Here is a 14282-nt window from a genome sequence, read left to right on the forward strand (position 1 = left end):
GTTTGGTAATAACAATTTCTGGAGAATCATAATGGCGCAAAGCAAAGTGCTGATCGTAGAAGACGATGAAGGTCTTCGTGAAGCCCTAGTCGATACTCTGGCTCTGGCAGGGTATGAGTGGTTGGAAGCGGACTGTGCTGAAGATGCACTGTTAAAGCTGAAATCGAATACGGTTGATATCGTCGTTTCTGATGTGCAAATGGCGGGTATGGGTGGCTTAGCTCTGCTCAAAAGCATCAAGCAGAATTGGCCTAACTTACCAGTATTGCTAATGACGGCGTACGCCAACATTGAAGATGCCGTGTCTGCAATGAAAGATGGCGCGATTGACTACATGGCGAAACCATTTGCACCAGAAGTATTGCTGAACATGGTCAGTCGATATGCACCGATCAAAAGCGATGACAATGGTGACGCGGTCGTGGCAGATGAAAAAAGTCTGCGTCTACTTGCGTTGGCCGATAAAGTGGCACGTACAGATGCGAATGTTATGGTGCTAGGTCCTAGTGGCTCAGGTAAAGAAGTGATGTCGCGCTATATTCACAACGCGTCAAATCGTAAAAATGGTCCTTTTGTCGCAATTAACTGTGCCGCGATTCCTGACAATATGCTCGAAGCAACACTGTTTGGCTATGAAAAGGGCGCATTTACTGGTGCTGTTCAGGCATGCCCAGGAAAGTTTGAACAAGCACAAGGTGGCACAATCTTACTTGATGAAATCAGTGAGATGGACTTGAACCTGCAAGCGAAGTTGTTGCGTGTTTTGCAAGAGCGAGAAGTAGAGCGCCTAGGTAGTCGCAAAAGCATCAAGTTAGATGTTCGTGTGTTAGCGACGAGTAACCGTGATCTTAAGCAATACGTGTCAGAAGGAAACTTCAGAGAGGACTTATATTACCGCCTGAATGTATTCCCAATTGCGTGGCCTGCACTTAAAGAACGTAAAGGCGATATTGCACCGCTTGCCAAGCATCTTGCTGAGCGTCATTGCAGCAAAATGGGCATGCCAGTGCCTCAATTCTCGACCGTTGCGTTAGAAAAACTATTGCAATACCCTTGGCCGGGTAATGTTCGTGAATTGGATAACGTGGTTCAACGAGCGCTGATATTAAGTGAAAATGGCGACATCGATGCTGAGCACATTTTGCTTGAGGGCATAGATTGGCAAGATGCCAATAGCTTACAACACGTGGTGCAAAATGCAGATATGGTCGTGCCCAATGTTAAGCCAGTTGCGCAAGCTGAGAATGTCAGCCGCCCCGTAACTGGTGGAGAAGGCTTAGGCAGCGAGCTGCGCGATCAAGAATACGCCATTATTTTAGAGACTTTGGTTGAGTGTAATGGTCGACGCAAAGAAATGGCGGAGAAACTGGGTATAAGTCCTCGAACCTTGCGCTATAAGCTTGCCAAAATGCGTGATGCTGGTATAGATATCCCGAATTAACACAGACAACGGCCATAAGACAAAAAGTGTAAGTAAATTGATTGCTAATGTCTTATGGCACGTTAATTGCTGTGTCAATAATCAGTTTTGTTAATAGTCAATCTTTTGGCTTAGAGGTGCTAATGAAAATTGATGGTATTCAGGCAGAAATGCGCGCCATGATGGTAGAAGCAACCAATACGGCTCCTACTGCAAGTGGGGCGAAAGTTGGAGCGGATTTTAACGATCTCCTAACTAAAGCCATCAATAACGTGAACACACTTCAAAAAGCATCTGGTGATTTACAAACCCGTTTTGATCGTGGTGATGCCGATGTATCCCTTTCTGACGTTATGATCGCTCGTAACAAGTCTAGTGTCGCTTTTGATGCGACGGTTCAAATTCGCAATAAACTCGTTGAGGCATATAAAGACCTCATGAACATGCCAGTGTAATTTAGGTAATAAGTGTGGCAGACAAGTCTACAGATTTAACCGTCACTGAAGGCGGCTCAGATGGTGCACTGGTAGCAAGTTCCGATGTGGATGTGGAGAGTCAAAATCCAGATCTAGAGGAGCGCAGTGCGTCAAAATTCGATATGGCAGTGGGCGACCTCGATTTACTTCGTCAGGTTGTGCTTGTGCTGTCGATATCCATCTGTGTTGCATTGATCGTGATGCTGTTCTTTTGGGTCAAAGAACCGGAGATGCGCCCACTTGGTGCGTATGAGACCGAAGAATTGATCCCCGTTCTGGATTATCTGGACCAGCAGAAAATCAATTATAAGCTTGATGGCAATACTGTTTCTGTTGAATCGAGTGAGTACAACTCGATCAAACTTGGCATGGTTCGTTCCGGCGTTAACCAAGCTACAGAAGCAGGCGATGATATTTTGCTGCAAGACATGGGTTTTGGTGTTTCACAACGTCTCGAGCAAGAGCGTCTCAAACTCAGTCGAGAGCGCCAATTGGCTCAAGCAATTGAAGAAATGAAGCAAGTTCGCAAAGCACGAGTGTTATTGGCACTGCCAAAGCACAGCGTATTTGTGCGTCATAACCAAGAAGCGTCTGCGTCGGTATTTTTGACATTGTCGACAGGCACTAACCTTAAGCAGCAAGAAGTGGATTCTATTGTCGACATGGTAGCGAGTGCCGTGCCGGGAATGAAAACTTCTCGAATTACCGTCACAGATCAGCATGGCCGCTTACTCAGCTCAGGCTCCCAAGATCCTGCTTCTGCGGCGCGACGCAAAGAACAAGAATTAGAACGCAGCCAAGAGCAAGCGCTGCGCGAAAAAATTGATTCCGTACTATTACCCATTTTAGGTTATGGCAACTATACGGCGCAGGTTGATATCCAAATGGATTTCAGTGCGGTTGAACAAACTCGCAAACGTTTTGATCCAAACACCCCTGCGACCCGCAGTGAGTACGCACTCGAAGATTACAATAACGGTAACATGGTAGCGGGTATTCCGGGTGCGTTGAGTAATCAGCCTCCAGCGGATGCCTCTATTCCGCAAGATGTGGCTCAAATGAAAGATGGTTCTGTCATGGGGCAGGGGTCAGTTCGTAAAGAGTCCACGCGTAACTTTGAGCTAGATACCACCATCAGCCACGAGCGAAAGCAGACCGGGACGGTGGCTCGTCAGACCGTTTCTGTTGCGATTAAAGACCGTCGTCAAGTTAACCCTGATACGGGTGAAGTGACTTATACCCCAATGTCCGAATCTGAAATCAATGCCATTCGCCAAGTATTAATTGGTACCGTTGGCTTTGATCAAGGCCGTGGCGATTTGCTGAATGTATTGAGTGTAAAGTTTGCTGAACCAGAGGCTGAGCAGCTAGAAGAACCACCAATTTGGGAGCACCCTAACTTCAGTGATTGGGTTCGTTGGTTCGCAAGTGCATTAGTGATTATTGTGGTTGTGTTGGTTCTGGTTCGCCCAGCAATGAAGAAATTGCTTAACCCTACCAGCGATGATGAAGACGAAATGTACGGACCAGACGGCTTGCCGATTGGTGCGGATGGTGAAACTAGCTTGATTGGCAGTGACATCGAAAGCAGCGAACTGTTCGAGTTTGGCTCAAGTATTGATTTGCCAAACCTTCATAAAGATGAAGATGTATTGAAAGCGGTTCGCGCTCTGGTTGCGAATGAACCTGAACTGGCTGCTCAAGTAGTGAAAAACTGGATGAATGACAATGGCTAACGATATCGTACCTCAAGATGACAACGCCGCGGGAATGCCAGTAGAGCTGGATGTTTCAACCATTACTGGCGAAGAAAAAGCGGCAATTTTGCTACTGAGCCTTAATGAACAAGATGCAGCTGGCATTATCCGTCACCTAGAACCAAAACAGGTTCAGCGTGTTGGTAGTGCGATGGCTCGCGCGAAGGATCTCAGCCAAGACAAGGTATCTGCTGTTCATCGTGCGTTTTTGGAGGATATCCAGAAATACACCAACATTGGTATGGGCAGCGAAGACTTTATGCGTAATGCACTGGTTGCCGCTCTTGGTGAAGACAAAGCCAACAACTTAGTTGACCAGATCCTACTTGGTACGGGCTCAAAAGGTTTGGATTCTTTGAAATGGATGGACCCACGCCAAGTGGCGAGCATTATTGTCAATGAACACCCACAGATTCAAACTATCGTACTGTCTTATTTAGAAGCAGACCAATCTGCAGAGATTTTGTCTCAGTTCCCTGAGCGCGTGCGTTTGGATCTGATGATGCGTATTGCCAACCTTGAAGAAGTTCAGCCATCAGCATTGGCAGAGCTGAACGAAATCATGGAGAAACAGTTCGCGGGTCAAGCGGGTGCACAAGCAGCCAAAATTGGCGGCCTGAAAGCAGCAGCGGAGATCATGAACTACCTAGACAACAACGTTGAAGGTTTGTTGATGGAACAAATTCGCGATCAGGACGAAGACATGGCGACGCAAATCCAAGACCTAATGTTTGTCTTCGAAAACTTAGTCGAAGTGGACGACCAAGGTATTCAGAAGTTGCTGCGTGACGTACCACAAGACGTGTTGCAAAAAGCACTCAAAGGTGCAGATGACTCGTTACGTGAGAAAGTCTTCAAGAACATGTCTAAACGTGCTGCTGATATGATGCGTGATGATATAGAAGCGATGCCGCCAGTACGAGTGGCAGATGTAGAAGCCGCTCAGAAAGAAATCTTAGCAATTGCCCGTCGAATGGCGGATGCTGGTGAGCTCATGTTGTCTGGCGGTGCTGACGAATTCTTATAATTTCTATTGCTTCGCAATTATCCTATTGCGGAGCACCCTCACTTCTTAATCGAACACACAATAGGTAACCCATGGCTGGCGATAGAAAACGTGGATTTATCCGTCCTGATGAAGATGATTCGATGATCGAACCTCAACGTTGGGGGCTGCCTGATTATGGCGAGCCTAAAGCCAAACAAGCAAAACAAACCGCGTTCAACTATGACCCGGGATGGGTGCCGAATTTTGATGAGCCTGAAGAAGAGCAGCCACTTGCGCTAACCGAAGAGCAAATTGAACTGATTAAGCAAGGTGCTTATCAAGAAGGCTTACATCAAGGTCAGGAAGCTGGCTTTAAGCAAGGTTACGACAAAGGTAAAGAAGAAGGGTTGCAAGCCGGCCATGCTGAAGGTCTCGAGCTCGGAAAAGCTGAAGGGGTAACTGCAGGGCAAGAATACATTCAGCAGCAAGTTGAAACTTTTATGAACTTGGCCAATCAGTTTGCTCAACCTTTGGAGTTGATGAATGCTCAGGTTGAAAAGCAGCTGGTGGATATGGTGCTCTGCTTAGTCAAAGAAGTGGTGCACGTTGAAGTACAAACCAACCCTCAAATTATTTTAGATACAGTGAAGCAGTCGGTCGAGGCGCTACCAATATCAGGCCACCCTATTACCTTGCACCTGAATCCAGAAGATGTCGCTATTATTCGTTCAGCTTATGGTGAAGAAGACCTTGATTGTCGCAACTGGACGTTAGTTGCTGAGCCATCGCTCAATCGAGGTGACGTCCAGATTGAAGCCGGTGAATCAAGCATTAATTATCGCATGGAAGAACGCGTCAAAAGCGTATTGCACAGCTTTTGTGGCGCAAACCGTCATCAAGAGGGCGAGTAATCCATGCAAGCACTCTCTGACCGCTTAAAAAGCTACAAAGTTGAAGGCATTACGACGCGTCCTGTCGCCTCTGGCAAACTGGTGCGTGTGGTTGGGTTAACGTTGGAAGCGACCGGCTGTCGCGCACCAATTGGCAGTTTATGCTTAGTGGAAACCATGTCAGGTCAGATGGAAGCCGAGGTTGTCGGCTTTTCAGGTGACAACCTATTTTTAATGCCAAGCGAACAAATTACGGGCATTTTACCTGGCGCGAGAGTCACCCCTTTAACCAGTGACGCTGGTTTGCCTGTCGGCATGGAGTTACTTGGGCGCGTGATAGACGGGGTTGGGAATCCACTTGATGGACTTGGCCCTTTGTATACCGATCACCGTGCCTCTTTTAATGCCGAACCAATCAACCCGTTGGCTCGAAAGCCAATTTCTGAACCGCTCGATGTTGGCCTAAAAGCCATCAATGGTTTGTTGACGGTTGGTAAAGGTCAGCGTATCGGTCTGTTTGCAGGTTCTGGTGTGGGTAAATCGGTCACGCTTGGCATGATGACGCGAGGCACCACCGCACAGGTTGTGGTCGTCGGCCTGATAGGTGAGCGTGGACGTGAAGTTAAAGAGTTCATCGAAGAGATCTTGGGTGAGGACGGTCGTCGCCGCTCAGTGGTGGTCGCGGCGCCTGCCGATGCTTCACCTCTAATGCGCTTAAAGGGGTGCCAAACGGCATTAACGATTGCTGAATACTTCCGGGACCAAGGGTTAGATGTTCTGCTATTGATGGACTCGTTGACTCGTTTTGCACAAGCACAGCGTGAAATCGCACTTTCTGTTGGTGAGCCGCCAGCGACGAAAGGCTACCCGCCTTCTGTATTTGCCAAGCTGCCAGCGCTGGTTGAGCGAGCGGGTAATGGAAGTGCCGAACAAGGCTCGATTACGGCGTTCTTTACCGTGTTGACCGAAGGGGATGATTTGCAAGATCCGATAGCGGACGCATCGCGAGCCATTCTTGATGGCCATATTGTACTTTCTCGTGAAATGGCGGATGCAGGCCATTATCCGGCGATTGATGTCGAGAAGTCGGTGAGCCGTGTTATGCCGCAAATCACGACCGAAGAGCACGTTCTGATGTCAAAAGCGGTGCGACAGGTCTTGTCTATTTGTCGCAAGAATCAAGATTTGGTCTCGATTGGAGCGTACAAACCGGGTACCGATCCTGCTATTGATGGCGCATTTACTTTGAAACCGAAGTTAGACGAATACTTGCAGCAGAGCATGAAAGAATCGGTGCCATACGATATGTGCGTCAATATGCTTAGAAACATTTTGGGTGGGTGATAGCGCGTGAATAATGCGATGGAGTTTCTACTTGAGCAAACTAAGGATCGTGAAGACCAAGCTGTGCTTGCACTGAACAAAGCGCGTTCTGAACTCGAAGATTATTACCGTCAGGTTGAACAAATTGAAAAGTATCGGCTTGATTATTGCCAGCAACTCGTCGACCGTGGTCAGGCGGGCCTAACGGCAAGTCAATATGGACACCTAAATCGATTCCTTACCCAGCTAGATGAAACTTTATCTAAGCAAAAGCAAGCAGAAAGTCATTTCAAAGAGCAGGTTGAAAACTGTAAAGAATATTGGTTAACCGTGCGTAAAGAACGCAAATCCTATGAGTGGATGATAGACAAACGCGAAAAAGAGAAACAACTTGCTGAAGCTAAGCGCGAACAAAAGCAAATGGACGAGTTTTCCACCTTACTTTACAGTCGAAAACCACATCGTTTCTAAAGGTTATCGGTTCGATGTTGCATTACGGTGTTGCAGTTGACTACATCTCTACCGTTTCAAGTAAGGTAACTTTGATTGAGTCTTGTTCAATTAGCTCAAATACCTTCGGTCGAATCTCGCGAACCCACCACTCGTTGTATGTTTTTTCGTAGAGAGCCTGGCGTGCTTGTTCATTGTCGAACTCTCGAAGCCAAACAAAATAGTCATGTCCATCATCACCAGTGTGGACGTAAGTATTCAGTACACGCATGCCTTGTGAGCGTTGATAGGGCAACAGTTCTTCCTTCATCCAACTTAGCCACTGTTCTGTTTTGCCTGCTCTGATTCTATATTGGCGTAATTCTGTGATCTTCAAAGTGATTCCTTAATTGTTAAGCCAAGTGTCTGTTTACGCTTATCGTTTTTCAAAGTCAATCAAGTAGCTGTACATCATGTTAGGAACCAGGTTATCGGATAGTATTGTTGATGTTTGTTCCATAAACATGCCATCTATTAGCTTGCCGAGAATTGGCCCAATATTGTGGTGTGATTTTTGCATTTTAGCTGTCAGTGTCGGGTCTTTTTGACCTTAGTTTGCCGCCAGTATTGCTGCCTGCCAGCGATATACTCAGAGCCACGAGAACGAGAGTTTCTAAATGAGTGTGAATTTGTCCCATGTATCTGCGACTACCAAGACGCCAGTTTCTGATGTGTCCGCTAAAGCGTCCGCAGAGAGCACTGAGAGCAAGGGATTTTTAGAAACGTTAACCGATGCGTTTGCTGGTAAACAAAAGCCCGAAAAAGTAGCAACAGAATCGACAGTGGTTGAAGAAAAAGAAAGAGCGGATGTAGGCAGTACTTCTTCTGCTAACGTCTCGGACGAATTGTTGGCGCAAGAAAGCCAAGAATCCGTCAGTGACGAGACCCATGGTTTTGATGAAATATCAGCAAACAAACCGAATGCAACCTTAAGTGAAGAAGCAAGTTTACAAAAGGCGAGTAACAGCACACCTTTGGAGAATGATGTTGAAGCTATTGAAAAAGTGAAATCAACATCAATCGATACGAGCAACCCATCAAATACAGTGGACGTAAAAAGCACGATGGGCGAAGGACAACAGCTTCTTGGTCGAATTGAACAAGCGAATCAAACCCTGAATGCGAGTAATGCATCCATCGATAGTGGCAAAGTTTTGCCTCAGAGCGCGAATTTAGTGCATTCGTTCCACGAGCAAGCAACCGTTTCGACACACCTTGATGAGCTGGCTTTGAATGAAACGCCATCAGTTCATTCGCTTGAACAAGCACAGATGATCCCAGGACAAGACTTAGAGCCAATTTTAGATAAGAATGGTCAACCTATCGATGTCGACAAACTTTCGCCTGAGTTTGCTGCTTGGCAAGAGCTAGCGAAACAAGCCAGCCATCCGACGGATAAGAGCGCAGTCAGTGGTGAAGTAGCTAATGATCTGTCGCCGTTGTTAACAGACGTTGATGGTTCCAACATCGACGCGCTTCCACGAGTCTCCTTGGATGAGCTTGAAGTTATAGATACTAAGTTGGCGCAAGGAAAACCACTGACTCAGCAAGAAGCTCAGATCATTGAAGGGTTGAAACAAGGAAGGATCACGGCGGATATTCCTGATCAAGACCTTGCCCAATTTGTTGCGCTCCCTAATGACATTAAACAGATTCTCGCAGAGCAACAAGTACAACATAATTTAACTCGCCAGGCTGGACCTATGGCAGTGTCTCAGCAAATCCAGCATACAGCGGCTCAAGTACCCCAGCCACAAACTGCTCATAGTGGAGATAAAGTCGCATTATCTCCAACGCCTGATACGTTGATAGCCGCGCAAGTGCCGACGTCGCTTCAAGGTGTGAAAGACGGAGAGATTAGCCAGAAAGTGATGAACGCAGCATTGGCGACTGGTGCGCTAAAGGCGACTGCTGATAAACAAGATAAGCCGGACCTCCAACACGGCTTCGCTGGACAGCTTCAGGCTATGGCAGGTCAGCAAGGAATTAATGTACAGCAACAAGCGCGTATTGATGCTGCACAACAAGCTCAGCTTCCGTTGCAACTAACTAAAGAGCTAGCCAACGAGCAAGTTGCGGAAAAAGTGCAAATGATGATGTCGAAGAATCTGAAAAATCTCGATATTCGTCTTGATCCACCAGAGTTAGGTCGTATGCAAATTCGTATGACCATGAATAACGACGTTGCCAATGTACATTTTACAGTGAACAACCCGCAAGCTCGTGACATTATTGAACAGACGCTCCCTCGTTTGAGAGAAATGCTAGCGCAACAAGGTATGCAGCTGGCTGATTCTTCCGTCCAGCAACAAAACAGCGGGCAACAGCAAGGTAGGTATACTGCTGAACAACATGGTCAAAGCGCGCAAAGTGGCGGTTTTTCTGGACAGTCCGAAGAGGGTTTTGAATCTGATGTCAATCTGGATTTGAATGTCGCTTCAAAGCGTGATGGAATTAGTTTTTACGCATAAAAGGCCGTTTAACGGCAATGGAATATGGTTACCAAGCAACTCACTAAAACGTCTTGGTAACTCAAAAGAACAATAAGAGACAAGAATGGCAGAAGAACAGTTACAAGGGGCCGATGCGCCGAAAGGAAAAAGCAAGTTACTTATCATCATCATCGCTGTTGTAGTATTACTACTTGGTGGCGGGGCAGCGGCATTTTTTCTAATGGGCTCTGATGAACCTGCTCAGGCTGAATCGTCTCAACAGGCTCAAGTGAAGGCATCGGATGCTGCGCCCATCGCGTATGTGAATCTTCCTCAGGCATTTGTATTTAACGTTACTGGGGATAGCCGCGATAGGCTGGTTCAAATTAAAGCGCAGTTAATGGTTCGCGGTGCAGAAAATGAAGAGTTGGCGCGGTATCATTCGCCACTGATTGAAAGCTCTATGCTATCAACGTTTGCTTCCGCGACGGTTGATCAATTGCGCTCTCCTACAGGACGAGTGGAATTGCGCGATCGTGCTTCCGAAGATATCAAAGCAGCGCTGAATGCTGCGGTCGGTAAGCCAGTGATTGAAAAAGTACTGTTTACAGATTTTGTTATTCAATAGGTAAAACGTGACCGATCTATTAAGCCAAGACGAAATTGATGCGCTATTGCATGGGGTTGACGATGTTGATGACGTCGATGAACCGATAGAAAACGACACTGAGGGTGCCGTCAATTTTGATTTCTCGTCGCAAGACAGAATCGTACGTGGTCGAATGCCGACGCTCGAACTTATCAACGAGCGCTTCGCACGGCACATGCGTATTAGTCTGTTTAATATGCTGCGTAAAACGGCAGAGGTGTCGATCAATGGCGTGCAGATGATGAAGTTTGGTGAATACCAGAACACATTGTACGTGCCAACCAGTTTGAACATGGTGCGTTTTCGTCCGTTAAAAGGCACTGCGTTGATCACCATGGAGGCTCGTTTAGTCTTTATTCTGGTAGAAAACTTCTTTGGCGGTGATGGTCGATTCCACGCCAAAATCGAAGGCCGTGAATTTACCCCAACGGAACGCCGCATCATTCAGTTGTTACTGAAAATTGTATTTGAAGATTATAAAGAAGCGTGGTCGCCAGTGATGGGGGTAGAGTTCGAATATCTCGACTCTGAAGTAAACCCAAGTATGGCAAACATTGTCAGCCCGACAGAAGTGATTGTCGTGAGTTCCTTCCATATAGAAGTTGACGGCGGTGGCGGCGATTTTCATGTCGTTATGCCTTACTCCATGGTTGAGCCTATCCGTGAACTATTGGATGCAGGTGTTCAGTCCGACAAGATGGAAACGGACGTTCGCTGGAGCTCAGCACTACGTGAAGAGATCATGGATTGTCCGGTTAACTTCCGCGTGAACTTGCTCGAAAAAGACATTTCTTTGCGTGATCTCATGGAGCTGCAACCGGGCGATATCATCCCGATTGAAATGCCAGAACATGCGACGATGTTTGTAGAAGACCTACCGACCTATCGCGTAAAAATGGGTCGATCGGAAGACAAATTAGCGGTGCAAATTTCTGAGGAAATTGAGCGCCCACATGTCGTCAAAACAGATTTAGCTTTCTTAGGTAAAGACATCATGTCCGAGCTTGAGAGTGAAGACGATATAGACCATTAAGATACCTTATTAAATAGACATGCTATGGCATGAGTAAGGCGTAACACAGGATAGAAAAATGGAACCAAGTGACGATCAAAAGCTAGCAGACGAATGGGCAGCCGCTCTTGGCGAAGACCCGTCTGCCCCTTCTGTAGACGTAGATGAAGTATTGGCTGCGCCACTGGAAGAGCTAAAAGACACTTCAAGCCCAATTAGCGAAGATGAGCGTCGTAAACTCGACACTATTATGGATATCCCGGTGACGATTTCGATGGAAGTCGGTCGTTCTCAAATTAGCATTCGGAACCTGTTGCAGCTTAACCAAGGTTCGGTTGTTGAGTTGGATCGTCTAGCCGGTGAGTCGCTCGACGTATTGGTTAACGGTACTTTGATTGCTCACGGCGAAGTCGTGGTCGTCAACGATAAGTTTGGTATCCGTTTGACGGATGTGATCAGCCAAACTGAACGAATTAAGAAGCTGCGTTAAGATGAGTCGTTCAATCAAAATGCGATTGAAGCAAATCACTGGAGCACTGAGCTTAATGCTAAGTGCTCCTTATGCATTTGCTGCCGCACCAAATAATCTGGATCTTGCGACGACACTTGGCTCGCTTGTGCTTGTAATCGGCGTGATTCTTTTGCTGGCTTGGTTGCTGAAACGTATGCAAGTGCCAGCGATGGGACAACAAAAGGGCTTGCGTATAGTGAGTCAGTTGCCAGTGGGTACAAAAGAAAGAATCGCAGTAGTTCAAGTGGGTGAAGAACAGTTTTTGGTTGGGATTACTAGCCAATCGATCCAAACTTTAGCCAAGTTAGATAAGCCACTGAAAGAGGAAGAGTTGGCGACCAATGCTTTTGCGACTCAATTTAGCCAGCTGATCAAAAAACATGACAAAGGGTAATCCAATTCGTTTGCTCCTGAGTACGTTGTTACTTTTTGTCGGCGTGCTGTTTTCTTCATTTACCTTTGCTGAAGCAGAGGAGTCAGCGCTGCCAGATAACTTAGCCGATGGAAGTGGTGTTACAGTTCAGGCTATGCAAAGTGATACTGGTGCTAGCCGTGCTATGTCCGTTTCTAGTGGCGGTGGTATTCCAGCATTCACCATGACCACGAACCCTGATGGCAGTGAAGACTACTCGGTTACACTACAAATTTTAGCGTTAATGACCATGCTTGGCTTCTTGCCTGCCATGGTGATTCTGATGACCTCGTTCACTCGAATTGTGGTGGTAATGTCGATATTGCGTCAGGCAATGGGTTTGCAACAAACGCCTTCTAATCAGGTTATTATTGGTATTGCGCTGTTTTTGACCTTTTTTGTTATGTCTCCTGTCCTGAACGAAATCAACGACAAAGCTGTTCAGCCTTATTTGAACGAGCAAGTCACGGCGCGAGAAGCGTTTGATGCTGCACAAGCGCCAATGAAAGCATTCATGCTTAAACAGACGCGAATCAAAGATTTGGAGACGTTTGTTACCATGTCAGGAGAGCAAGTCGAGGATCCAGAAGATGTGTCGATGGAGGTATTGATTCCGGCTTTTATCACCTCAGAGCTAAAAACTGCATTCCAAATTGGCTTTATGCTCTTCTTGCCGTTTTTGATCATTGACCTTGTAGTCGCTTCGGTACTGATGGCAATGGGTATGATGATGTTGTCACCAATGATTGTTTCGTTGCCGTTCAAGTTGATGTTGTTCGTATTGGTCGATGGTTGGAACTTGATACTCTCGACACTTGCGGGCAGCTTTGCCCTTTAGATAAGCGCAGATAGAGGATAAGACATGACACCAGAAATGTTTGTCGAGCTTTTCCGTGAAGCACTTTGGATGGTGCTTATCATGGTCTGCGCTATTATCATCCCAAGCTTGCTTATCGGCCTTGTAGTCGCGATTTTTCAAGCTGCGACTTCCATCAACGAACAAACATTGAGCTTCTTACCGCGTTTGATTGTCACGCTTTTGGCCCTGATGCTGTTTGGGCATTGGATGACGCAAATGTTGATGGAATATTTCTATGGCTTGATTGAACGCTTACCTCAGGTGCTTTATTAGAGGCGCCTATGGAGTACCCCACTAGCGTTGTCTTAGATTGGATCGCAAACTACTTCTGGCCCTATGTTCGTATCTCATCCATGTTGATGGTGATGACAGTAACCGGGGCCCGATTTGTTTCGCCAAGAATCCGCCTTTACCTCGGTTTAGCCATCACTTTCGCTGTCATGCCAGCTATCCCCGCCGTACCTCAAGACATTGAGCTACTCTCGTTTCGTGGCTTCATGACCATTGCCGAGCAAATGATCATCGGCATAGCGATGGGTATGGTTACTCAATTTATGATTCAAACCTTTGTCCTACTTGGTCAAATATTGGGTATGCAATCAAGTTTGGGCTTTGCTTCTATGGTTGATCCCGCAAATGGTCAGAACACGCCATTGCTTGGCCAGTTATTCATGTTCTTAACGACAATGTTTTTCCTTGCCACCGATGGACACTTAAAAATGCTGCAATTGGTGGTGTTCAGTTTTAAAACTTTGCCGATTGGCTCCGGCTCGCTCAACGCGGTTGATTTCCGTGAAATGGCAGGCTGGCTTGGTATTATGTTCCAAACGGCATTGAGTATGTCTCTATCCGGCATTATTGCACTACTGACCATTAACTTGTCGTTTGGTGTAATGACCCGTGCCGCACCACAGCTGAATATCTTCTCGCTTGGTTTTGCTTTTGCTTTGATGGTGGGTCTATTACTTTGTTGGTACATACTGGCTGGTCTATACAGTCATTATGAAATGTTCTGGACAGTGGGTGAGGCGCAGATTTGTCGGCTTATTCGCTTGGAGTGCTAA

16 protein-coding genes are annotated in these 14282 nt (G+C 46.6%); 15 read left to right on the plus strand and 1 reads right to left on the minus strand.

Features of this window, described 5'->3' with window-relative positions:
- The first annotated feature begins 31 nt into the window (after positions 1-31).
- From IJ23_RS19235 to fliJ, 7 genes are all read left to right on the plus strand, one after another.
- Positions 32-1441, plus strand: coding sequence for a sigma-54-dependent transcriptional regulator (locus IJ23_RS19235; protein ID WP_033907105.1), 1410 nt, complete (start codon positions 32-34; stop codon positions 1439-1441).
- Positions 1442-1563: 122 nt separating this feature from the next.
- Positions 1564-1875 (plus strand): flagellar hook-basal body complex protein FliE, encoded by a 312-nt coding sequence (gene fliE / locus IJ23_RS19240; protein WP_005384482.1) that lies wholly within the window; start codon positions 1564-1566, stop codon positions 1873-1875.
- Between the two features lie 14 nt (positions 1876-1889).
- Positions 1890-3632 carry a flagellar basal-body MS-ring/collar protein FliF gene (gene fliF, locus IJ23_RS19245; RefSeq protein WP_005380462.1) on the plus strand — a complete coding sequence of 581 codons (1743 nt, stop codon included), beginning with the start codon at positions 1890-1892 and terminating at the stop codon, positions 3630-3632.
- Positions 3625-4680, plus strand: a complete 1056-nt coding sequence (gene fliG / locus IJ23_RS19250) for a flagellar motor switch protein FliG (protein ID WP_005380470.1) — start codon at positions 3625-3627, stop codon at positions 4678-4680. The genes fliF and fliG overlap by 8 nt, the downstream gene beginning before the upstream one ends.
- A 71-nt stretch (positions 4681-4751) precedes the next feature.
- Positions 4752-5552, plus strand: coding sequence for a flagellar assembly protein FliH (fliH, locus tag IJ23_RS19255; protein ID WP_005380472.1), 801 nt, complete (start codon positions 4752-4754; stop codon positions 5550-5552).
- 3 nt (positions 5553-5555) lie between these two features.
- Positions 5556-6875: a flagellar protein export ATPase FliI gene (fliI, locus tag IJ23_RS19260; protein WP_033907107.1), complete on the plus strand. Its 1320-nt coding sequence runs from the start codon at positions 5556-5558 to the stop codon at positions 6873-6875.
- 6 nt (positions 6876-6881) lie between these two features.
- On the plus strand, positions 6882-7325 hold the full coding sequence (gene fliJ, locus IJ23_RS19265) for a flagellar export protein FliJ (protein WP_005380474.1): 444 nt from the start codon (positions 6882-6884) through the stop codon (positions 7323-7325).
- Between the two features lie 40 nt (positions 7326-7365).
- On the opposite strand, the gene IJ23_RS19270 is transcribed toward fliJ, so the two are convergent.
- Complete coding sequence (locus IJ23_RS19270) at positions 7366-7680, minus strand: NIPSNAP family protein (protein WP_033907108.1); 315 nt, start codon at positions 7678-7680, stop codon at positions 7366-7368.
- 280 nt (positions 7681-7960) lie between these two features.
- Here IJ23_RS19270 and IJ23_RS19275 point away from each other — a divergent pair, with 280 nt between their 5' ends.
- The 8 genes from IJ23_RS19275 to fliR all read left to right on the plus strand — a co-directional run bounded on the left by IJ23_RS19275 (position 7961) and on the right by fliR (position 14282).
- Positions 7961-9814 (plus strand): flagellar hook-length control protein FliK, encoded by a 1854-nt coding sequence (locus IJ23_RS19275; protein WP_033907109.1) that lies wholly within the window; start codon positions 7961-7963, stop codon positions 9812-9814.
- 85 nt (positions 9815-9899) lie between these two features.
- Positions 9900-10403: a flagellar basal body-associated protein FliL gene (gene fliL / locus IJ23_RS19280; protein ID WP_005380477.1), complete on the plus strand. Its 504-nt coding sequence runs from the start codon at positions 9900-9902 to the stop codon at positions 10401-10403.
- 7 nt (positions 10404-10410) lie between these two features.
- A complete protein-coding gene (gene fliM, locus IJ23_RS19285) occupies positions 10411-11457 on the plus strand; it encodes a flagellar motor switch protein FliM (protein WP_005380478.1) in 1047 nt (348 codons plus the stop codon).
- Positions 11458-11515: 58 nt separating this feature from the next.
- A complete protein-coding gene (fliN, locus tag IJ23_RS19290) occupies positions 11516-11926 on the plus strand; it encodes a flagellar motor switch protein FliN (protein ID WP_005380479.1) in 411 nt (136 codons plus the stop codon).
- Position 11927: 1 nt separating this feature from the next.
- The gene (gene fliO / locus IJ23_RS19295) at positions 11928-12341 is read left to right on the plus strand and encodes a flagellar biosynthetic protein FliO (RefSeq protein ID WP_005380480.1); all 414 of its coding nucleotides are present in this window, start codon (positions 11928-11930) and stop codon (positions 12339-12341) included.
- A complete protein-coding gene (gene fliP / locus IJ23_RS19300; RefSeq protein WP_033907110.1) occupies positions 12328-13197 on the plus strand; it encodes a flagellar type III secretion system pore protein FliP in 870 nt (289 codons plus the stop codon). The genes fliO and fliP overlap by 14 nt, the downstream gene beginning before the upstream one ends.
- A 24-nt stretch (positions 13198-13221) precedes the next feature.
- Positions 13222-13491 (plus strand): flagellar biosynthesis protein FliQ, encoded by a 270-nt coding sequence (gene fliQ, locus IJ23_RS19305; RefSeq protein WP_005380488.1) that lies wholly within the window; start codon positions 13222-13224, stop codon positions 13489-13491.
- 8 nt (positions 13492-13499) lie between these two features.
- Positions 13500-14282 (plus strand): flagellar biosynthetic protein FliR, encoded by a 783-nt coding sequence (gene fliR / locus IJ23_RS19310; protein ID WP_005384463.1) that lies wholly within the window; start codon positions 13500-13502, stop codon positions 14280-14282.

The sequence above is a fragment of the Vibrio sp. OY15 genome (assembly GCF_000742455.1).
Lineage (GTDB): Bacteria > Pseudomonadota > Gammaproteobacteria > Enterobacterales > Vibrionaceae > Vibrio > Vibrio alginolyticus.

Excerpts from the sequence above, each read along its gene's own strand:
- fliE (WP_005384482.1), top strand. The coding sequence starts at position 1,564 with ATGAAAATTGATGGTATTCAGGCAGAAATGCGCGCCATGATGGTAGAA.
- fliG (WP_005380470.1), top strand. The coding sequence starts at position 3,625 with ATGGCTAACGATATCGTACCTCAAGATGACAACGCCGCGGGAATGCCA.
- fliO (WP_005380480.1), top strand. The coding sequence starts at position 11,928 with ATGAGTCGTTCAATCAAAATGCGATTGAAGCAAATCACTGGAGCACTG.
- fliQ (WP_005380488.1), top strand. The coding sequence starts at position 13,222 with ATGACACCAGAAATGTTTGTCGAGCTTTTCCGTGAAGCACTTTGGATG.
- fliH (WP_005380472.1), top strand. The coding sequence starts at position 4,752 with ATGGCTGGCGATAGAAAACGTGGATTTATCCGTCCTGATGAAGATGAT.
- fliR (WP_005384463.1), top strand. The coding sequence starts at position 13,500 with ATGGAGTACCCCACTAGCGTTGTCTTAGATTGGATCGCAAACTACTTC.
- fliI (WP_033907107.1), top strand. The coding sequence starts at position 5,556 with ATGCAAGCACTCTCTGACCGCTTAAAAAGCTACAAAGTTGAAGGCATT.
- IJ23_RS19235 (WP_033907105.1), top strand. The coding sequence starts at position 32 with ATGGCGCAAAGCAAAGTGCTGATCGTAGAAGACGATGAAGGTCTTCGT.
- fliN (WP_005380479.1), top strand. The coding sequence starts at position 11,516 with ATGGAACCAAGTGACGATCAAAAGCTAGCAGACGAATGGGCAGCCGCT.
- fliL (WP_005380477.1), top strand. The coding sequence starts at position 9,900 with ATGGCAGAAGAACAGTTACAAGGGGCCGATGCGCCGAAAGGAAAAAGC.
- IJ23_RS19275 (WP_033907109.1), top strand. The coding sequence starts at position 7,961 with ATGAGTGTGAATTTGTCCCATGTATCTGCGACTACCAAGACGCCAGTT.
- fliP (WP_033907110.1), top strand. The coding sequence starts at position 12,328 with ATGACAAAGGGTAATCCAATTCGTTTGCTCCTGAGTACGTTGTTACTT.